Annotated in this window: 11 protein-coding genes, 3 tRNA genes and 3 pseudogenes; 11 read left to right on the top strand and 6 right to left on the bottom strand. The window is 63.4% G+C overall.

Going from position 1 to position 20,696, the window contains the following annotated elements:
• The first annotated feature begins 54 nt into the window (after window positions 1-54).
• The 7 genes and pseudogenes from ACM9NP_RS00570 (at window position 55) to ACM9NP_RS00540 (ending at window position 13,373) form a co-directional block, all read left to right on the top strand.
• Window positions 55-6,879: an RHS repeat-associated core domain-containing protein gene (locus ACM9NP_RS00570; protein ID WP_415644533.1), complete on the top strand. Its 6,825-nt coding sequence runs from the start codon at window positions 55-57 to the stop codon at window positions 6,877-6,879.
• Between the two features lie 746 nt (window positions 6,880-7,625).
• A complete protein-coding gene (locus ACM9NP_RS00565) occupies window positions 7,626-8,063 on the top strand; it encodes an SUKH-3 domain-containing protein (RefSeq protein ID WP_415644532.1) in 438 nt (145 codons plus the stop codon).
• A 675-nt stretch (window positions 8,064-8,738) separates the two neighbouring features.
• Window positions 8,739-9,534, top strand: a pseudogene (locus ACM9NP_RS00560) (transposase family protein).
• Between the two features lie 141 nt (window positions 9,535-9,675).
• Window positions 9,676-9,861 (top strand): annotated as a pseudogene (locus ACM9NP_RS00555) (RHS repeat-associated core domain-containing protein); the annotation flags it as partial.
• A gap of 814 nt (window positions 9,862-10,675) precedes the next feature.
• Window positions 10,676-11,377 carry a hypothetical protein gene (locus ACM9NP_RS00550; RefSeq protein ID WP_415644531.1) on the top strand — a complete coding sequence of 234 codons (702 nt, stop codon included), beginning with the start codon at window positions 10,676-10,678 and terminating at the stop codon, window positions 11,375-11,377.
• A gap of 46 nt (window positions 11,378-11,423) precedes the next feature.
• Window positions 11,424-11,627, top strand: coding sequence for a hypothetical protein (locus ACM9NP_RS00545; protein ID WP_415644530.1), 204 nt, complete (start codon window positions 11,424-11,426; stop codon window positions 11,625-11,627).
• A gap of 963 nt (window positions 11,628-12,590) precedes the next feature.
• Window positions 12,591-13,373, top strand: a pseudogene (locus ACM9NP_RS00540) (transposase family protein).
• Between the two features lie 295 nt (window positions 13,374-13,668).
• Here ACM9NP_RS00540 and ACM9NP_RS00535 read toward each other — a convergent pair.
• From ACM9NP_RS00535 to ACM9NP_RS00525, 3 genes are all read right to left on the bottom strand, one after another.
• Window positions 13,669-13,743 (bottom strand) — tRNA-Val (locus tag ACM9NP_RS00535).
• Between the two features lie 16 nt (window positions 13,744-13,759).
• A tRNA-Cys gene (locus ACM9NP_RS00530) sits at window positions 13,760-13,833 on the bottom strand.
• Window positions 13,834-13,862: 29 nt separating this feature from the next.
• Window positions 13,863-13,935, bottom strand: a tRNA-Gly gene (locus ACM9NP_RS00525).
• 187 nt (window positions 13,936-14,122) lie between these two features.
• On the opposite strand from ACM9NP_RS00525, the gene ACM9NP_RS00520 reads away from it, so the two are divergent.
• Window positions 14,123-14,641 carry a methylated-DNA--[protein]-cysteine S-methyltransferase gene (locus ACM9NP_RS00520; protein WP_415644529.1) on the top strand — a complete coding sequence of 173 codons (519 nt, stop codon included), beginning with the start codon at window positions 14,123-14,125 and terminating at the stop codon, window positions 14,639-14,641.
• A gap of 14 nt (window positions 14,642-14,655) precedes the next feature.
• Here ACM9NP_RS00520 and ACM9NP_RS00515 read toward each other — a convergent pair whose 3' ends face one another.
• A complete protein-coding gene (locus tag ACM9NP_RS00515) occupies window positions 14,656-15,321 on the bottom strand; it encodes an HNH endonuclease family protein (protein WP_415644528.1) in 666 nt (221 codons plus the stop codon).
• A 143-nt stretch (window positions 15,322-15,464) separates the two neighbouring features.
• Between ACM9NP_RS00515 and ACM9NP_RS00510 the strand changes: the two genes are divergently transcribed.
• A complete protein-coding gene (locus ACM9NP_RS00510; RefSeq protein ID WP_415644527.1) occupies window positions 15,465-17,825 on the top strand; it encodes a Tex family protein in 2,361 nt (786 codons plus the stop codon).
• Here the strand turns inward: ACM9NP_RS00510 and ACM9NP_RS00505 are convergent.
• Window positions 17,822-18,109, bottom strand: coding sequence for a hypothetical protein (locus ACM9NP_RS00505; protein WP_415644526.1), 288 nt, complete (start codon window positions 18,107-18,109; stop codon window positions 17,822-17,824). The genes ACM9NP_RS00510 and ACM9NP_RS00505 overlap by 4 nt on opposite strands.
• 117 nt (window positions 18,110-18,226) lie before the next feature.
• Window positions 18,227-18,610 (bottom strand): winged helix-turn-helix transcriptional regulator, encoded by a 384-nt coding sequence (locus tag ACM9NP_RS00500; protein ID WP_415644525.1) that lies wholly within the window; start codon window positions 18,608-18,610, stop codon window positions 18,227-18,229.
• 177 nt (window positions 18,611-18,787) lie between these two features.
• Here ACM9NP_RS00500 and ACM9NP_RS00495 point away from each other — a divergent pair, with 177 nt between their 5' ends.
• Window positions 18,788-20,242, top strand: coding sequence for an MFS transporter (locus ACM9NP_RS00495; RefSeq protein WP_415644524.1), 1,455 nt, complete (start codon window positions 18,788-18,790; stop codon window positions 20,240-20,242).
• Window positions 20,243-20,247: 5 nt separating this feature from the next.
• Window positions 20,248-20,664: a DUF2795 domain-containing protein gene (locus ACM9NP_RS00490; protein ID WP_415644523.1), complete on the top strand. Its 417-nt coding sequence runs from the start codon at window positions 20,248-20,250 to the stop codon at window positions 20,662-20,664.
• The last annotated feature ends 32 nt before the right edge of the window (window positions 20,665-20,696 follow it).

The following is a 20,696-nucleotide window of genomic DNA, read 5'->3' as shown; positions in this document are numbered from 1 at the left end:
AGTTCGCCGAAATCTCGTCCATTCAGCTCGACAACCTCGGCACAGGAGAACTCGATGTCCGCCCCGGTTCTGGAACTGGACCCCCACGCATCGGCCATGCGCCGATTCCGAGACACGGCCATGATGGGAATCAGCCTTGCGATGGTGCTGAGTCTCCTGTCTTACATCCCGAGCCTTCCCGAGATGCCGTGGAACCACGATGATCCGGCGCCGGTCGAAGCGGTCGAATCGCATTCAGCGACGGTGACCGAACCGGGGAAGGACCCGACCGCCGACACGACTATGGGCGAGGCCCCCCCGGAACCGGAGTGGCCGATCACGGCCCGACGGACAGTGACCAGTGAAGCGACCGTCGAGGTCGGCGGACTGCCGATCGCGGTCACGGCGATGGATTCCGTCGACGTCGTCGTCCACGATCAAGAGTTCAGTGACAACTTCGGAATCGACGGCGTCGTCGTCGATCTCGACGGTGATGTCGCGTCGATGACCGTGGACTACTCGTCGTTCGCGACGGCCTTCGGCGCCGACTGGTCGACACGGCTTCGCATCGTCGAACTGAACGACTGCGACCGTGAAGGAGTCTGCGACTTCGAGCCGGTGGCGTCCGCCAATGACGTCACCGAGTCCACTGTGACTGCCGATGTGAACGGCGATGGCCGATTCGCCGTCATCGCCGCGGCGTCCGGCCCATCGGGCGATTATGGAGCGTCGTCGCTGTCCGCGTCCCAGGCATGGTCTGCGGGTGGTGCGGCAGGCGACTTCAGTTGGTCGTATCCCGTTCCGGTCCCCCCGGGAATCGGAGGCCCGGAGCCGACCGTCCTGCTGTCGTACTCGTCCCAGTCCGTCGACGGTCGCACTGCGGCATCGAACAACCAGCCGTCCTGGATCGGTGAAGGTTTCGACTACCAACCCGGATTCATCGAGCGAAAGTACATTCCGTGCGCCGAGGACATGGGAGACGGGGCGAACAACGTCCAGAAGACCGGTGATCTCTGCTGGTTCGACGACAACGCGTTCATGTCCGTCGCCGGCACGTCGACCGAACTGATCAAGGACGCCGACACGGGCGAATGGCGACCGAAGTCCGAAGACGGATCCCACATCGAGCTCAAGACCGGGGGCCCCAACGGCGACGACGATGGCGAGCACTGGGTCGTCACCACATTGGATGGGACCAAGCTCTGGTTCGGCCGGAATCAGCTTCCCGGCTGGACCGACGGCGCCGCCGTGACGAACTCCGTTCTGACCGCGCCGGTCTTCGGGAATCACAGTGGGGAGCCGTGCAACGCGTCGACTTTTGCCGGGTCAGACTGCCGTCAAGCATGGCGTTGGCAGCTCGATTACGTCGAGGACGCCTGGGGGAACACGTCCAGCTATTGGTACGGCAAGGACACGAACCGATATGCGCGCAACGCGGACCAGGCCGACGCCGTGTCGTATGACCGCGACGGGTACTTGAAGCGCATCGACTACGGAACCACGAGCACCACCGCCTATGGCAAGGCGGCGTATCAAGTTCTGTTCACCACTGCGGATCGATGCATCGAGAACTGTGCCGAGAAGAAGGAGGCGAACTGGCCCGACACCCCGTGGGACCAGGAATGCGTCGACGGTCCCTGCACCGACAACTACTCTCCGACGTTCTGGTCGACCCGTCGACTGTCCACGATCGCCACCCAGGCGCTCGCGGGGACGACCTACCGGCCCGTCGACACGATCACCCTGCGGCACTCGTTCCGGAATCCCGGCGACGGGACCCGCGCGGGTCTTTTCCTGGAGGGAATCACCCGCACGGGCCACACCGCGACTCCGGCGATCACGCTCCCGGAGGTGACGTTCACCGGAATCCAGCTGCCGAACCGGGTGGACGGGATCGACAACGCACCGCCGATGAACTGGTTCCGGATCGGTTCGATCCGCACCGAATCCGGCGGCGAGATCGGTGTTCATTACGCCGACGCCGAGTGCACCCCGGACACGGTCCCCGACGAGCCGGGGACGAACACCGCGCGATGCTTCCCGGTCTGGTGGACCCCCGCCGACTACGGGGACCCCGACATGGACTGGTTTCACAAGTACGTCGTCGACGCCGTGACGATGCACGACCACACCGGCGGTTCGGATTCTCCTCGGACCGTCACTCGTTACGAGTATTCCGGCGGCGGTGCCTGGCATTACGAGGACGGCAACGGCCTCATCAAGAAGAAGCTCCGCACCTGGTCGCAGTGGCGCGGGTACGAGTCGGTACGAACCATCGTCGGCGATGACGACGACAGCCCCATCGTCGCAGAGACGGTTTTCCACCGTGGGATGCACGGGGACAAGGATCCCGACGGCGGAACGAAGGACGTGAGCGTCGCAGCCAGTGACGGAACATCGGCCGTCGATCATGACGAATTGACGGGTCGCACACGAGAGGCAAAGAGTCTGGACAGTGCGACCGGTGAGGTGATCGCCCGACAGATCACCGACTATTGGAGGTCGGACCCGACTGCGAGTCGTGATGTCGCTGGCCGCACCGTCAGTGCCCGTTTCGTGAACGTGTCGGCGGTCCAGGAGGCGACATTCCTCGACGAATCGCGTGGTTGGCGATCATCAAACGCACACTTCTCGTACAACGAGTGGGGGCTTCCCGCATCGAATCACGTCGATGGCGACCCTTCCTCTTCTTTGGACGATACTTGCACGACGACTGAATACATCCACAATGAATCAACGGGGATCGTCGCTCCCTCCGTGGTCGTGTCGACGGCATTGCCATGCGACGTGGAGCCGAGTTCGACTGATGATGTCCTTGGCATTACGCGAGTCTCGTACGACGGGGCCGCGTTCGGTGTCCCACCGGTGCGCGGCGGGGCGACGTCGGTTGAGGTCGCCGCCGAATGGTCGCCGACCGGTGCTCGATTCGTTACGACCCGAACGGCAGTTTATGACGCGCATGGCCGTGTCACGTCGAGCACCGATGAGACAGGCGCGACGTCGTCAACGGCATTCGTGCCAGTGGCAGGTGCACCCGTCCGGTCGGTGTCCCAGACGAATACGTTGGGGTGGAAGCAGACCACCGCGGTCGATCCGTTGCGTGGTCATGTGAACAACGCCGTCGATCTCAACGGCAAACGTACCGATGTCGAGTACGACGCTCTCGGGCGCACGCTGAAGGTCTGGTTGCCGGACCGATCGAAGACGACTCAGACGCCGAATGTCGAGTACTCGTACGTCATCAGTCAGGTCGAGCCCTCGTCGGTGACCACGAAGACCCTCATCCACAACGGCTCGTATGTGTCGAGTGTGGTCCTGTACGACTCGCTGCTGCGTCAGCGGCAGCAGCAGACGCCCGCCGTCGGTGGAGGGAGGGTCGTCACCGATCAGTTCTACGATTCGGTCGGACGTCCGTTCCGGTCGTATGACGGCTGGTTGGAGAACACTGCCGGTCCGTCGACGACGATCGTCGCTCCCGACTCGGAGGCGATGCTGGCATCGGTCAGCGTTCAGGAGTACGGGAGCCGCGGTCAGTTGACTGCGGACGTGTTCCAGTCCTTGGGTGCGGAGCGCTGGCGAACGTCCTATGTCCAGGCCGGTGATCGTACGACGGTAATCCCTCCCGAAGGGGGAGTCGTTCGGACGGTCGTCACCGACCTGTTCGGACGGACCGTCGAGGATCGGATCCATGAGGGTCGGACGCCCGACAGTCCGTTCTCGTCGACGTTCTACGAGTACGACCGTGCGTCGCGGTTGACGTCGATCACGGACATGGTCGGTAACGAGTGGACCTACGAGTACGACTTCCGTGGCCGTATGACGTCATCGACGGATCCGGACAGCGGTGAGGTCTCGGCCGTGTACGACGACGCGAACATGCTCACGTCCACTACGGACGCACGCGGTGAGACGTTGGCGTACACCTACGATGCGCTCGGTCGGATGACGTCGGTGCGGGACGACACGGTGGACGGTCCGTTGCGCGTCGAGTACTCGTTCGACACTGTGGCGGGTGCGAAGGGGCTTCCTGCGGCCGCGACCCGTTACGTCGATGGCAAGGGGTATACGACGGAGACGACGTCGTATGACGATCTCTATCGTCCCTTGGTTTCGCGGGTCACCATTCCCGAGGGCCATGGTGAGTTGTCGGGCACGTACATCATGGCCGACACGTACAAACAGGACGGGTCTATTCGCACCATGGGCTATCCGAACGTGGGTGGCCTTTCCAGTGAGACTGTTCAGTACTACTACGACGAGGAGCTGGGCCTTCCGTACCAGCTCGGTACGAACATCGGCAGCGCGTATGTTGTCGACACGCAGTACAACGCGTTCGGGATGCTGCAGCGGATCGAGCAGTCCGCGAGCGTCATGACCTCGGGTTCGGTCTATCAGACGTTCGAGTACGAGGCCGACACCCGTCGACTGTCGCGAATGGTGGTGAGCCGGTCGTCGGTGTCGCCGAACCGGTTGCAGGAACTGTCGTTCGAGTACGACGACGCGGGAAACGTCCTCAGTGTCACCGACAAACCCGAGGTCGAGACCGGCATCGTCGGTCGCAACGAACGGCAGTGCTTCGAATATGACCACCTGCGTCGCCTTACGGAAGCGTGGACGCCCGCGAGCGATGACTGTGCCGCGGGGCCGTCCGGCTCCGATCTCGGTGGGCCGGCGCCGTACTGGCAGTCCTATTCGTATGACGCCACGGGGAACCGCGCCCAGCGGGTCGAGCACGCCGCCCCTGGGACACCGCAGACGACGACAGTCGACTACGCCTATCCGGCGGCGGGTGCGGCTCAACCGCACACGTTGACGAGCACGGAGACGGCCGTCACCGGATCGACCGGGAGTTTCACCCACACCTACGCGTACGACGCCTCGGGCAATATGACGCGTCGCCCGGACGGTGCCGGGAAGCTTCAGGATCTGGCCTGGAACGCCGAAGGGCGTCTGGAGTCGGTGTCCGACACCGATTCCGGGGTGGAACTCGCGTCGTACATATACGACGCCGCCGGTCAGCGGTTGATCGCGAAGGACGCCTCCGGTGAGACGTTGTACCTCGGTCGCACCGAGGTGCACCAGAAGGCGGACACCGGAGAGGTCACCGCCAAGCGGTACTACGTCCATGCGGGAATGACCGTCGCCGTCAGGTCCACTGAGGGTGGTTTGACGTGGTTGACGGCCGATCAGCAGGGCACGAACTCGCTGGCGGTTGATGCGGAGACGATGGAGGTCGAGCAGCGTCGTCAGGACCCGTTCGGGAATCCGCGTGGCGCGGAGCCGGGCGCGTGGCCGGATGACCGTGGGTTCGTCGGCGGGATCATCGATCCGACGGGGTTGACGAGCGTCGGTGCGCGGGAGTACGACCCGGATCTGGGCCGGTTCATCTCCGACGACCCGGTGTTCGATGTGTCCGAGCCGCAGTCGTGGAACGGGTACGCCTACGCCAACAACTCGCCGATCAGCTTTTCTGATGCATCGGGGACGAAGTGGGATGGGCTGCCGGTCGGTGGTGGCGGTGGCGGTGGCGGTAGTGGTCAGGGGGTCGAACCGTTCTTTGAGTTCCTGTGGGACTTGACGGGCATCCCGGATGCGATCGCGCTGGCGGGTGCGATCGCGAACGGTGATTGGGCGACTGCAGGCACGATGCTCGTGTCGATGGCGGTCGAGAACGGCCTCAACAGGATTCTGCCGGGCTTCGGAAAGATCGGTAAGGAATTCCTCTGGAAGCAGGGCAAGTCACTCGTCGAGTGGGTGAAGAAAACGTTCGGGCTCGGCCAGAAGGACGCCGAAGACTTCGCCGACGCGGTCGAGGACGCCGCTGACGGCCCGAAATCGGACCCACCAAGAACAGACCCCGGCGACACCGACACACCGAAAGAAACACCAGACAGTCCCGACAAACCTAAGAAGGACCCTGAACCCGACCAAGAACCGCCAGCGACCAAAGACGACCCGAAGAAACCCGAAGACGACGGCAATCACAACTGCAACTGTTTCGTCGAGGGCACCCCGGTGTCGATGGCCGACGGTTCACAGAAACCGATCGAAGAGATCGAGCCTGGCGACGAAGTCGTCACACTCGACACCGAGACCGGTGAACAGGAGAACCACGTCGTCACGGCCTTGTTCTCCAAACAGGCCGACACGCTCCTGGAGATCACCGTCGTCGACGCGTCGACCGCCAGCGACGAGGAGACACTCGGGGACCTGATCGCGTCGGAGGCAACCGGAACCGACCCACCCCACAGTAGTGACGGCGACGAGACCGACCTACCGGACGACGCCCAGTCGTTCACGGTCACCCCCGAACACCCCTTCTGGGAACCCACCGAGGAGACCTGGACAGAGGCCGGCGACCTCACCCCCGGCGACACCCTCCTCCAACGCGACGGCGACCTCCTCGTCATCGTCAGCATCACCACACTGGACAGTGACACATCGTTCACCGTCTACAACTTCACCGTCGACACCACCCACAACTACTACGCCACCACCGTCGACACCCTCGTACACAACTGCGGCGAAGTTCCCTATGATTACACAGATCTCGGCAAGAAGGCCTTCGAACATCGCATGGCGAACAGAACATCTCCGGGCCGAAACGTCGCAGCAGCGAAAGTCAATGGTACCGATAAAATCTATTACGGTATTAGTGACGGCGCTGGATTCCATTCTGAAGACTTTATTCTGGAGGAGGTCATTAAAGACGGATTCTTGGGCGACGATATCGTGGAACTGTATTCCGAACGTAGCCCTTGCAAAGGTAGGTGTGACATGTTGCTTGCTGAAGCTGCACCGAATGCGAAGATCACATGGACTGTTCTGGCTGGACCAGGGTCTTATCTGTCTCTGAAAACGCACATAGGCAATGCCTTTGAGGCGCGGCGGCGGAGGTGATTTATGAGTTGGGAGAATTTTGTTGATGATTCGGAGTTGTCGGCGTGGCTTCATCAGATGTATGACGAGGTTCGGGGTTTGTGGGATGGCCTAGGTTTGCCTCACGACACATGGGATCGCGACGAGTCGGTTTCCCATGAGATCGACGTGGAGTATGGGGCGGTGTTCGTTCATTGGGGTAATGCTTGGGTGCAACGCGAGTTGGCGTTGGATTGGGATATGTGTGTCCGCCTTTGGTCGCGGATGTATCCGGTCGTGTCGATGGTGTTGCGGGATCATGGGTTTGTTGCGGCGATCGAGGATCCGATGGAGTTCGATGACCCGATGGTGGTGGTGCGGGATCGGGTTGGTGAGTGTGTTCCGGTCGGGTTGCGTCGTCGTGTGGGCCGAGCGGGTGCGGGGGTTGGCGTTTCGTGTGACGTGAACGGTGAGGTTGCTCGGGTGGTGGAGGTGTTGGGGTGGGTGCCGTTGCCTGTGGCGGATCGGGACGGTCCGGGCGTCGTCGTCGGTGTTGCGGACGGCAGGGTGGTGGTGTGTTGGCGGTCGGGGAGGGATTGCCGGTCGATTGAGTCTCATGTGGTCGAATGTNTGTGTGAGGTGTGTTGGCTTGATCGGGCGGTNGTGGAGACGATGAATGCCGCGGTGCGGGATGTGTTGGGGATTGCGGGTTTCGATACGGCGCTCATTGACGACACGGGGTCGGGGGTGTTCGGGTGGGTGGCTGTCAACGGGACGATGGAGACTGGATGAGTGGATTGTCTGCGGAGTCGGTGCGGACTTTGGAGTCAGCGGGGTGGTTTCCGGGGCGTCGGGTGGATGTGACGGGGCTCTGCGCGAAGCTCGAGGGTGAGGGGTTCGTTGTTCATGGGGTGGCGCGTCGGTTCCTGGCGGAGTTCAGCGGGTTGAGGATTCCGGCGTATGAGGGAGGGAATACGCGGGCGCGGGAGGCGATCGACTTCAACCCGATTCGCATGGTGGGTGAGGATGATCGGTTCATCGAGTGGGGTCAAGATGTGGGTGAGGCGATCACTCCGATCGGAGAGTTGGATCAGGGTCAGTTTCTTTTGGGGATCGGTGAATCCAGCACGATCTATTCGGTCATCAACTGGCTGGGATCGTTCGGATCAGGTATCGAGGGCCTGGAGAACTTGATTCTGGGAGTCATGCCCGAAACCATCGGATAAGGGTCGGGCCCCCCGAGCATTCACGCGCTTTAGTTCGTCGGGTCGGTGTTGGCAAGAGCACCGGCCCGACGGTTTGTCCACTCGAGAATCGCTCCTAGTCTCCGCAGGCACCACATTATGATCGATAGTGGACGGGTTGTGGAAGCTCGGCCGAGAGGGAGATCCTCCGGGATCTGATCGCGTCGGAGGTCACCGGCACCGACCCACCCATCCAGTAGTGACGGCGATGAGGTCGACCTACCGGACGACGCGCAGGCGTTCACGGTCACCCCCGAACACCCCTTCTGGGAAACCCACCGAAGAGACCTGGACAGAGGCCGGCGACTGAACCCCCGGCGACACCCTCCTCCAACGCGACGGCGACTTCCTCGTCATCGTCAGCATCACCACACTGGACAGTGACACATCGTTCGCCGTCTACAACTTCACCGTCGACACTCTCGTACACAACTGCGGCGAAGTTCCCTACAACTCAACGGATCTCGGCAAAGCCGTGTCGCGGTCGCTGCGACCGGCTACTGCCAGAAGCGGCTCCAAATGCAAAGATTACATGGAGCCTTTTTCATCCTGTCGGAGATCCGTTGGGCTGCAGTGGATCTGGGATTCTTTGGGTGTAGTTCTGGTGTGGATTGTGGCCGGGTGTGGGCATGAAGAAAGCTCCTGATACAACGACGAGTGTCTAAGCCAGCCGTCTCACAGGAGCTTCCCGTCTTGTTGTATCAGGCGTGTTTGCCGTTGTCGTCATCGACCCTCCGGTTCGTGGCGGGCGTGATCCGTTCCCACCTGCGGGAGAACAAGATCCGGTGGCGGAGTCTTTCTGCTGGTCAGCAGGCGTTGATGACGCTCGTGTATCTCCATAAGGGTGAGACGTATGCGTGTGTGGGGGCGGGCTTCGGAGTGTCGGCGTCGACGGTGTTCCGGCGGGTGAACGAGACGATTTCCCTGGTAGCGGCCCGTGCACCCAGTTTGCGGAAGGTGCTACGACGCGCGAAACGCTGCGGATTGCCCCAAAGGGATCCTCGACGGCACGTTGATCCACTGTGACAGGGTCGCGGTCGACCGTCCGTACTATTCGGGGAAGCACCGTACCCACGGGGTGAACGTACAGGCCATCACCACCCCGACCGGTGATCTGTTGTGGACTTCGGGTCATCTTCCTGGGTCTGTTCATGACACGGCCGCTGCGCGGATCTGGATGATCCCAGAGCAGCTGAAGGCCGCGGGCATGCCGGCCCTCGCGGACAAGGGCTACATCGGACTCGACGACCAGAACATCGCGACGCCGTGGAAGGGCCGACGCAAGCCAGGGAAGAAGAAGCGGCAGAACCGGATCCAAGCAGAGCTTCGAGCCCCCGGAGAACGCGGCTTCGCCGAACTCAAGAGGTGGTGGATCTTGCGGCGTTTGCGCTGTTCAACCCACCGAGCCACCGACATCGTCCGCGCCATCACCGTCATCAACCACACAGGATGAAAAAGGCTCCTTATGTTCCAACGAATGTCAAGCGTACGTGTCAGATCTCACGGTGATCGACATGGACATTCGATGGTCGCGGCAAACGTGTCACGAATCACATTACCTCGGAATGAATTGACGTATTGACAGTGATCGCTTGGGTTCGTCGGCGGGATCATCGATCCGACGGGGTTGACGAGCGTCGGTGCGCGGGAGTACGACCCGGATCTGGGCCGGTTCATCTCCGACGACCCGGTGTTCGATGTGTCCGAGCCGCAGTCGTGGAACGGGTACGCCTACGCCAACAACTCGCCGATCAGCTTTTCTGATGCATCGGGGACGAAGTGGGATGGGCTGCCGGTCGGTGGTGGCGGTGGCGGTGGCGGTAGTGGTCAGGGGGTCGAACCGTTCTTTGAGTTCCTGTGGGACTTGACGGGCATCCCGGATGCGATCGCGCTGGCGGGTGCGATCGCGAACGGTGATTGGGCGACTGCAGGCACGATGCTCGTGTCGATGGCGGTCGAGAACGGCCTCAACAGGATTCTGCCGGGCTTCGGAAAGATCGGTAAGGAATTCCTCTGGAAGCAGGGCAAGTCACTCGTCGAGTGGGTGAAGAAAACGTTCGGGCTCGGCCAGAAGGACGCCGAAGACTTCGCCGACGCGGTCGAGGACGCCGCTGACGGCCCGAAATCGGACCCACCAAGAACAGACCCCGGCGACACCGACACACCGAAAGAAACACCAGACAGTCCCGACAAACCTAAGAAGGACCCTGAACCCGACCAAGAACCGCCAGCGACCAAAGACGACCCAAAAAGGACAAAGAAGACGACGGGCCGCCCAAGGATAAGACCGAAGAAACAGCTGAGCCTGATGTTGGGCTGGATTGCTGCCGCACCTCATCGAAGTACCAGGACATTACAAACCGCGGTGCTAATGCAAGAAATGTAGAAACTGATGTCGGTCCCACTGAGTTCGGAAAGACTCTTGAGCTCAACGGATGGACGCGTATCGATCATGGTCATGGAATTAACTATGTGAAGGGAGAACTTCGATACTATTTGCGAAGCAAGGCCAAGAGTGTCGACGGATGGACGGCAGACTATTATGCACTCGGTCGGAAGAAAGCTGTCCTCAAAATCAGACTCGGAAGTGACTTATGCCTGACAAGAGTAAGCCGGTGGCGGGTCTTGCTGAGTACCTCGCGGTGCGGTCTCGGTGTGCGAGGGTCTTCGATCTTGATGCCAGGTTTCCTGACCAGGTGTTCAGGAGGCCTGCCGGTGATTCGTTGTTCTGTGAGTTTGACGTGCTTCTCACCCCGGAGTTGTGGCCTGCGTTGTGCGCGATGGCTCGGTGGCATGGGGATGACCAGATCGATCTGATGGTCCTCGAGCCGGACCTGGATGGGTATCTCGCCGAAGGGTTGGGGTATCCGGTGCGGTCGCTGTCAGCCGATGCCAGCGAGGACGACTATTGGGATGCGGTCGGGTTCACCTCGACGACGGCTGACGACTTTTCGTGGTCGTTCACGGTCTCGGCGATCGTGGTCGCGATAACCGGAGCGTCCGCCAAGTGGGGATGCTGGGCCGATAGGGATCCCGAGTTGGCGGTGTTTCAAGGCTTCCTCGACGCACCGACTCGCAGTGAATGGTACGACCGCTTTGGGCCATTCCTGGACGTATCGGGAGCGTTGGAGGTATACCACCCGACGGCGATTGTCGGCCGCACCGTTCCGGAGTCTTTCGTCGGCCCCATGGCCGCCAACTATGGTCTTTCTCCGAAGTGGAGAGACCAATGGCAAGGCCCCGATTACATGGGAAGTGGAAGGCAGTCGTGGCGTGAACTCCCCTGGGTGTCGTAGCAGAATCCCGACAAGGTCATTGAGCCTTTTTCATCCTGTGTGGTTGATGACGGTGATGGCACTCTTTGATCGTTGGACGGACGGCGCCGAAAAGCTTCCGCTTCCAACGGATAAGTTTTCTGATCATCTCAAACGCAACGATGGTACGCGGATGCTGTGGCGGCTCGAATCGAATTCTGGTGGTGTAACCATCGATATCGTCGTAGGCGACGGCATAAGTCGTAAAGTGCATTTGCCGAAACGGAAATGAGGGTATTAAGTCTTATGAGTTTGGAGGGTGAAGCCAATGAGGTTCTTGCTGATGGGTTTTATGACTGGGTCCCGTTGGATTATGTGATGATCGGAGCTAAATGTTACGCGGAGGAGTCGGGCATACCGAAGGAGGATGCGTTTCGGGAGCTGATCGCTTATTTGTTGGGTGAGGGTTTGATGGTGGTGGGCGAGCTCGGTAATGGGTTCGAGGTGTGGGATATCAGTATTGATGAGGCGATTGGTCATTCCATGCGGGTTCTGGTGGCGACGGATTGGTTTCCGGCTGGGGAGGGTCCTTGGTTCAAGAATACTGAGAAGGGGGATCGGCGGGGTGAGGCGCATGAAGAGTGGGAGCGGAGTCAGGATGCGGGGACCGCGTTATCCGCTCGGCAACGCGCGTCGGTGAAGGTTCGGTGGTCGTGCGGTAGTGGGTGTATCAGGTGTGTTCGATGGGGGTGGTTGACGCCGTGATTGATATGGGTGTGGCGGTACCGGAGTCGGTGCGGACGTTGACGGTGGCGGGGTGGTTTCCGGGTTCTGGGGTTTTCGGTGGAGGCGGTGTCCGTTTTTGAGCGGTGGTGGTTGATGGATGTCAAGCGTGGTGTGGACCGGGTCTTCCGGTTTGCTGGGCCGGACCCTGAGGGTCGTGATGTGTCGGTGGTGATCACGGTGCCCGCGTCGGGGTGGATGGAGGGACGTATCGACATTCGACAGGAGTACGGAATTGTCCCGTTGGACGTGCTGGCGTGGATTCTTGATCGTCGCTCGAGGCGCTTTCGCTCGAAGTGAGAAATGACGGCGGTGGAGGTGCTGTTATGCGTTGGGAGAATTTCGTTGATGATCCAGAACTGTCGGCGTGGCTTCATCAGATGTATGAGGACATCTTGGGGTTGTGGGAGGGTTTGGGGCTGCCTAAAGGTTGCCTTGTTGCGTGAGGTGGGGTTGGGTCGTTGTGCTGGGTATGTTCGTGTTGAGTGTTGATGAGCCGCAGTGGATCAGGGTGTTTTCGGGGTTGTCTCCCAGGCAGTTCGACCGTCTGGTGTCGATTGTGGCTGATCGTGGTGGGGTGCGGATCGCTGATGGCCGGGCGTGCAGGCCGTGGTCACTGCGCCTGGCCGACCGGGTACTGCTGGTCGCGGTGTACCTGCGCACGAACCTGACTCATCGGCAGATCGCGCCACTGTTCGGCGTTGACAAGTCGGCGGTCAACCGGATCATCGCCTCGTTGGAGCCGTTGCTGGCACTGGAAACCACACCCATTGCCGACACCGCAGGGAAGGTGTTCATCGTTGATGGCACCGTGATACCCGTCCACGACGCGACCGTGGCCGACGCGTCGAAGAACTACCGCCGCAGCGCCAACCTGCAAGTCATGATCGATGCCGACACCTGCCTGGCCATCGCCGTAGCCGGACCGCTCAAAGGCTCCAGGCACGACTCACACGCCTACACCGAGTCCGGAATCGAGGCCGCCGCCGGTACCGCCGCGGTCATGGCCGACGGAGGCTACCAAGGTAACGATGTGATCATGCCGTACCGCAAACCCATTGGCGGGCAATTGAAACCCTGACAACACGACCTCAACCGGGTTCACAAGCGAATCCGCGCCCGCGTCGAACACGCCCTCGCCGGCACCAAAAACTGGACCATCATGAGGAACTGCCGCCTCAAAGGCGACGGAGTCCTCCACACCGCAAACGCCGCCGCCCTCATGCGCAACATCACCATGACCTGCCCACCATAACAGTCCGGCTCCAGGCATTCATCCGTGCGAATTCGGCACCGGGCTCACTCGAGGTTTGCTCGTAACGACTCGATGTTGAGCTGGTCGGTGGGATGTTCTCGTTTCGGAGACCTGAAGCGGGTGTCCGTATGGACGAACAAGTACTGCCGTCTGGCCACCAACAGCTGGCTGAACCGTCACAATCGATGCTGCCGAATACCGCCGACGACCGCAGGATCCGACCGACATTTGACCGAAATGAAGCAAAAAACCGGTTTCCTGAATCACAGGAAACCGGCTCTGAACTGGTAAAACGTGGTGGACGATACTGGGATTGAACCAGTGACCTCTTCCGTGTCAGGGAAGCGCTCTCCCGCTGAGCTAATCGTCCCGGGATGGGTTGTGCTTGGAGGTGGAGACGGGATTTGAACCCGTGTACGCGGCTTTGCAGGCCGCTGCCTCGCCTCTCGGCCACTCCACCGTCGGCCGCAGCCTATAGGCCAGCCTCCGAGCGGACGACGGGGTTCGAACCCGCGACCTTCACCTTGGCAAGGTGACGCGCTACCAGCTGCGCTACGTCCGCATGTGCTTTGGCGGTTTTTGTTCCCGCCTCGGCGACGAAGAGAACTTTACGCGATGCGAACCGGGGCGACAACCGGGGGGTCCCTCGAATCATCACACCCGCCCCATACGTGACATGAGCAGGCATTTCGTGGATCACACCGACCAGGGTCGATCCACTGTCGGACGGAGCGAGCACCATTGACTTCATGAGCCACGAAACCGCCACCACTGTCATGGCGACACCGATCGGGCCCGTGACGGTCACCGTGTCCCGGAAGGGCCTTCTCGGCGTCGCGTTCGGAGACATCACGACCGGCGACACGACCCAGGACACGGTGCCCCCGGCGGTCGCCGACACGCGCACCGAGATCATCGGGCAACTTCGGGAGTACTTCGCCGGCAGCCGCGAACGGTTCGAGGTGACGCTGGACTGGTCGCGCGTCAGCGGCTGGCCCGCGACCGTCCTTCGGGTGCTCGACGAGACGGTCGGTTACGGCGAGACGATCGGCTATCAGCAACTCGCCGCGCGGGCCGGTCGACCCAACGCGGCGCGCGCCGTCGGCCGGGTCATGGCCAACAACCCCCTGCCGATCGTGGTCCCATGCCACCGGGTCATCGCGGCCGACGGGGCCATCGGCGGGTTCGCCGGCAGCGGGGGAGCGCTGGTCGAGCTGAAGCGTCGCCTGCTCGAACTCGAGGGGAGTGCCGCACCGACGCTGTTCTGAACTGCTGGGCGTCGTCAGTCGATCGGGGTGATGGTGACCTCGGTGCCGGAGCAGTCGGCGGCGAACCCGCGGATCGCGTCGAGCTCGGCCTTGTCGACCGTCAGCTCCCACTGGGTCTTGATGGCGACCCAGGTCGCGATGTACTCGCAGTGGGTCGAGGAGTCGGGCGGCATCCACTCGGCCGGGTCCTTGTCGCCTTTGGAGCGGTTGCTGGAGGCGGTGACGGCGACGAGGTGCCGGTCGTCGTCGACGTAGGTGGCGTAGTCGACGCGGCGTTCCTCCGTCCATTCGGACGCGCCGGAATCCCACGCCTCCGCGAGCGGGACGAAGTGATCGATGTCGAGTTCGGACGCGTCGGTGACGCGCTCGCTGTCGTACACGCTCAGCCATTCGCCGGGGATGGTTCCATCGCAGTCGGTGACCGTCGCCGACTCGGTGAGCTCCTCGGCGATCAGGACTTCTTGTCGTGTGTCGCAGCCGTTTCCGTCGGGATCGCGCCAGTCGGAGAAGGATTCCCGTTGGTAGCCGTCGCGTTCCTCATCGGAGACGGTGAGGGCCGTGATGGCGTCGTCCAGTCCGGAGGGCGTCGGATCGGTTGGGGCGTCGATGAGTTCGCAACCGGCGGCGGTGATGACGGCCATGGTCGCCAGGGTCAGGGTGAAGCGTCGCGTGAGGGGCACGATGCGAATATATCGATCTCATAGCGGATTGGCCACGTGCGTGCATCGCCTCCGTCGTCGTTGGGGCACCAACCTGCCGTCGCTGGCACCTTGCCGACCCGGCAGAATCGGGGCGAACGTGATACGACACTTGAGAGGCCATCGTGACCATCGATATCCATAGGGTAATCGCCGACGAGCTCGGCGTGGCGCAGCGGCAGGTGACCGCCGCCGTCGATCTGCTCGACGGTGGAGCGACGGTGCCGTTCATCGCCAGATACCGGAAGGAAGCGACGGGCACGCTCGACGACGCCCAGCTGCGCACATTGGACGAGCGGCTGCGGTACCTGCGCGAGCTCGCCGACCGGCGGGAGGCCGTTCTCGGCTCGATCGCCGACCAGGGCAAGCTCACCGACGACCTGAAGGCCCAGATCCTCGCCGCCGACACGAAAGCCCGCCTCGAGGACCTGTACCTGCCGTACAAGCCGAAGCGCCGCACGAAGGCCCAGATCGCGCGCGAGGCGGGACTGGAGCCGCTCGCGGATCGTCTGCTCGGCGACCCGAACCTCGAACCGAACACGGAGGCCACCGCCTTCGTCGACCCCGAGAAGGGCGTCGCCGACGCGGCCGCGGCGCTCGCGGGCGCCCGCGCCATCCTCACGGAACGATTCAGCGAGGACGCCGACCTCATCGGCGGCCTCCGCGAGCGCATGTGGACGCGGGGCGTCGTCACATCGCGCGTCCGAGAGGGCAAGGAGACCGACGGCGCGAAGTTCGCCGACTACTTCGACTTCTCAGAACCGTTCGAGAAGCTCCCGTCGCACCGAATCCTCGCGCTGTTCCGGGGCGAGAAGGAGGAGATGCTGACGCTCGGACTGGAACCGGCCGATCCGACCGAGCCGGAACCGGTGGGCCTCAACGACTACGAGATGGCGATCGCGGTCCGCTTCGGCGTCTCCGACCAGGGGCGGCCCGGTGACCGGTGGTTGCGCGACACCGTGTCGTGGGCCTGGAAGACGCGCATCCTCGTGCACGTCTCCGTCGACACGCGCGTCCGCCTGTGGCAGGCGGCCGAGGACGAGGCCGTTCGCGTCTTCGCCTCGAACCTCCGCGACCTGCTGCTCGCCGCCCCGGCGGGAACCCGCACCACGATGGGCCTCGACCCCGGCTTCCGGACCGGCGTCAAGGTGGCCGTCGTCGACTCCACCGGGAAGGTCGTCGACACCCACACGATCTACCCGCACAAGCCGCAGGGCCGCTGGGACGAGGCCTTGGCCGCGCTCGCGGCGCTCGTGAAGAAGCACGACGTCGACCTGATCGCGATCGGCAACGGCACCGCCTCCCGTGAGACGGACAAGCTCGCCGGTGAACTCGTCGCGCTCGCGTCGGACCGGAAGCTGACGAAGGTCATGGTGTCGGAGGCGGGGGCGTCCGTGTACTCGGCGTCGGCGTACGCGTCGCGCGAACTGCCCGATCTGGACGTTTCCCTCCGGGGTGCCGTGTCGATCGCGCGGCGGCTCCAGGACCCGCTGGCGGAACTTGTCAAGATCGACCCGAAGTCGATCGGCGTCGGCCAGTACCAGCACGACCTCGCGGAGAACAAGCTGTCTCGCAGTCTCGACGCCGTCGTGGAGGATTGTGTGAACGCGGTCGGCGTCGACCTCAACACCGCCTCGTCACCGCTGCTGTCACGGGTCTCCGGCGTTACCGCCTCGCTCGCCGACAACATCGTCGCGTACCGGGACGCCAAGGGCGCCTTCACGTCTCGGTCGGCGTTGCTGGACGTGCCGCGGCTCGGGCCGAAGGCCTTCGAACAGTGCGCGGGCTTCCTTCGCATCCGGGGCGGTGACCCCTTGGACGGGTCCAGCGTTCACCCGGAGGCGTACCCCGTCGTCCGCCGCATGGCCGATTCGAGCGGGTGTGCCGTCGACACGTTGATCGGCAACGCGCGGGCGTTGACGGCGATCCGACCGGGCGAGTTCGTCGACGAGACCTTCGGTTTGCCGACGATCACCGACATTCTGTCCGAATTGGAGAAACCGGGTCGAGACCCGCGTCCGGAGTTCACGACGGCGACGTTCGCCGAGGGTGTCGAGAAGCTGTCGGACCTGAGCCCGGGGATGGTGCTCGAAGGCGTCGTCACGAACGTCGCGGCCTTCGGGGCCTTCGTCGACATCGGCGTGCACCAGGACGGGCTCGTCCACATCTCCGCGATGTCGCACGAGTTCGTGTCGGACCCGCGCGACGTCGCCAAGTCGGGTGACGTCGTGAAGGTTCGGGTGGTGGAGGTCGACGCCAACCGGAACCGGATCTCGCTGACGATGCGTCTCGACGACGAGGCCGGTGCCTCGAAACCGAAGCAGCGCGCCGAAGGCGGGCGAGCCCCACGCCGCACGGATCGCGGCAACGGCAATGGCGGCAACAGCGGCAATGGGAACCGTGGCGGACGCGGCAACGGTCGCCGCCAACAGGAAGCACCGCAGGGCGCGATGGCCGAGGCGCTGCGCCGGGCGGGACTCGCCTAGAACCGAGCCGTGGGCGCGTCCGGGTCTGTCGTGAGGCGGTCCGGACGCGCCCACGCGTTTTCGGTCGCGTCGCGCGAGTTCTTGGCGCCGCTTGGCCCGTAGCCCTGCGGTCGTCTTTCGATCGAGGCCCAGGCACGGCACGCGACGTCGAAACGGATTCCAGACGTCGACGCCGCCCGTTCCCGTGATTCGAGTCCGTTCTCCAACAGCGGGGGCATCGTCGGCGGCCCGGTGTCGTCGGCGGTGGCCAAGGCGCCGATCATCCGACCGGCTCGTTCCGTCACGTGGGTCGGTCCTGGTCGCGGCGGCCACGATTCATGCGGCCGAACCGATCCGGCCACATGGCGAACTTCCATGGCACCGGCGTTCCACCCGGCCGTCCGCCGTCCGGTCCAGGCCCGCTAGGCCCCGGTTTCGGCGTCGGCCAGCTGAGCCTGGTCGTAGGCCGCGCGTGCGGCGATGATGTCGGGCTGATGGCGTTGCGCCCACTCCGTCAGGCCCACCAGGTGCGCGTACAGCTCACGAGCCCCGTCGGTCGCCGAATACTCCACTTTGGGTGGAACCGTCGGGTACACCTTCCGCGTCAACAGCCCGTCCCGCTCCAGATTGCGCAATGTCAGGGTCAACATGCGGCGGCTGATGCCCGGGACCTCGCGTTCGAGCTCGGTGTATCGGACGGGCGCCCGCGTCGCGGCGATCAGGATCGACACGGACCATTTGCCCGCGACCCGATCGATCACCTGCACTATCGGGCAGGCCTCCGCCTGCGTCGCCGACATGGTCATGTTCGTCGCCCTTCGGTGGTGTGTCGCGGATCATGGTGGCCACGGCGGGCTCCCACGCTGGACGGACACATCGCTGTTCCGCTGGCACACGAAAGTGCCTTCTTACGGATTCGCCAATTGAAACACATGATCACCTCAGGAACAGAAAATGCCCCATGGGCGAATCCAGGAGTAGTCATGTCAACCCCATCCGAATCGACCAGGCGCTCGCTACTCGCCATCGCGGTCCTGTGCGTCGCACAGGTCATGATCGTCCTCGACCAGAACATAGTCACGATCGCTCTGCCCGCGATCGGCGACGACCTCGGCTTCTCCCCGTCGACGCTCGTGTGGACGGTCAACGCCTACGTCGTCCCGTTCGGCGGGTTCCTCCTGCTCGCGGGCCGACTCGGTGACCTCCTCGGCCGCCGCGACGTATTCCTCATCGGAATCGCGGCGTTCGTCGCCACCTCGATCTGGTGCGGATACGCGACCGGTCAGACGGACCTCCTCCTCGCCCGATTCGCACAGGGCACCGCCGGCGCCGTCACCTCCGCGGGCCTGCTCGGCATGGTCGTCACGCTCGCACCCGGGGACCGAGCGAGGACCCGCGCCATCGGCGCCTTCGGCTTCGCGTCGGCGGGTGGCGGGGCACTCGGCACCGTCATCGGCGGCATCCTCACCGACACCCTCGGCTGGCCGTGGATCTTCCTCATCAACGTCCCCATCGGAATCGCGGTCATCGCACTCGCCTTGCGAGTCGTGCCTCGTGACAGCGGACCCGGCCTACGTTCCGGCGTCGACCTGCTCGGCGCCGTGCTCGTCACGACCGGAATCATGCTGGCCGTCTACACCCTCATCGAAACCGAACGGCACGGATGGTGGTCGATCCACACGGTGGCCGGCGGCGCGACGACGGCCCTGCTGCTCGCGGGTTTCGTCGCCCGACAGCGCCGCGCCCGCACACCGCTCATCCCGTCGTCCATCACGCGTGATCGATCGATCATCACCGCGAACCTCGTCCAAGCACTCATGGTCGCGGCCCTGTTCGGCTTCATGTTCTTCACGGTCATGTACCTCGGCCGAGTGCTCGAACTCGACGCCCTGAGTTCCGGCCTCGCGTTCCTCCCTGCGCCGCTGACCATCGCGGTCGTGTCACTCACGATCGCGCCCGTTCTCCTCGACGCCATCGGCCCGCGCCGCCTCGTCCTCATCGGGCTGCCCGTGTTGACGCTCGGCTTCGTCCTGTTCACACGGATTCGTGTCGACGGTTCCTTCGTCGTCGACGTGCTCCCGGCGATGACGCTCGCCGCCCTCGGCTTCGCGGTCACGATGCCGGCGCTCATGGCACTCGGCATGTCGGGAGTCTCCGCAGCCGACTCGGGCGTCGCCTCCGGGCTGTTCACGATGACGCAGCAGGTCGGTGGAGCGGTGGGGCTGGCCGTGCTCGGCGCCGTCGCCGCCGCCCGTACCCGATCCGGGCTCGCCGCCGGCCTCGCCGAGCGCACCGCGCTCAACGACGGCTACCAACTCGGCTTCACCGTCGCGACGGGCTTCCTCGTCGCCGCGCTCCTCGTCGCCGTCGTGTGGGCTAGCCGGACCGGACGAGCCGCCACCCGAGAGCCGAGTTTGACGGAGGCCCGGGTCGGGTAATCGCAATGATGGAGGTGACGACGATGATCCGAGGCAACAGTGAACACTCTCCACGTATAGACGAGGAGCTCGCCGACGAGTCGCGCGTGCTACGACCGGGCGAGGCGTCGCGCGCCGGACAATGGCGCGAACCCGAGCTTCCCGTCGACGACGAACCGGGTGGGCCGATGGACGTCGAACCGCGAACCGGTGGAACGCCGAAGGGTATGACCGAGAGCGACGTCGACGGTCGTTACGAGATGGCCCGATACCTCCCGACGGGACTGTTCCCCGCGACGGACGTCCAGATCCAGTCCGCCGCCGACATGGCGAACGCGCCACGTCCGGTGACGATGGAGCTGGAGAAACTACCCGAAGGAACGTACGACAGCGTGACCGACGTGTGGTCGACGCTCGGCCACGGCGTCGAATCCGGACGTTGATGACCCCGGCAGTTCCGCGCCACCTCGCCACG

It is taken from the genome of Stackebrandtia soli, assembly GCF_965137155.1.
GTDB lineage: Bacteria > Actinomycetota > Actinomycetes > Mycobacteriales > Micromonosporaceae > Stackebrandtia > Stackebrandtia soli.
The sequence above is the reverse complement of the archived record's forward strand: the minus strand, read 5'-3'. Positions and strand labels throughout refer to the sequence as shown.

What these genes read in the sequence shown, in the direction of transcription:
- ACM9NP_RS00550 (WP_415644531.1), top strand. Translation starts at nt 10,676, where the DNA reads ATGCCTGACAAGAGTAAGCCGGTGGCGGGTCTTGCTGAGTACCTCGCG.
- ACM9NP_RS00495 (WP_415644524.1), top strand. Translation starts at nt 18,788, where the DNA reads ATGTCAACCCCATCCGAATCGACCAGGCGCTCGCTACTCGCCATCGCG.
- ACM9NP_RS00565 (WP_415644532.1), top strand. Translation starts at nt 7,626, where the DNA reads ATGAGTGGATTGTCTGCGGAGTCGGTGCGGACTTTGGAGTCAGCGGGG.
- ACM9NP_RS00500 (WP_415644525.1), bottom strand. Translation starts at nt 18,610, where the DNA reads ATGACCATGTCGGCGACGCAGGCGGAGGCCTGCCCGATAGTGCAGGTG.
- ACM9NP_RS00570 (WP_415644533.1), top strand. Translation starts at nt 55, where the DNA reads ATGTCCGCCCCGGTTCTGGAACTGGACCCCCACGCATCGGCCATGCGC.
- ACM9NP_RS00545 (WP_415644530.1), top strand. Translation starts at nt 11,424, where the DNA reads ATGACGGTGATGGCACTCTTTGATCGTTGGACGGACGGCGCCGAAAAG.
- ACM9NP_RS00490 (WP_415644523.1), top strand. Translation starts at nt 20,248, where the DNA reads ATGATGGAGGTGACGACGATGATCCGAGGCAACAGTGAACACTCTCCA.
- ACM9NP_RS00520 (WP_415644529.1), top strand. Translation starts at nt 14,123, where the DNA reads ATGAGCCACGAAACCGCCACCACTGTCATGGCGACACCGATCGGGCCC.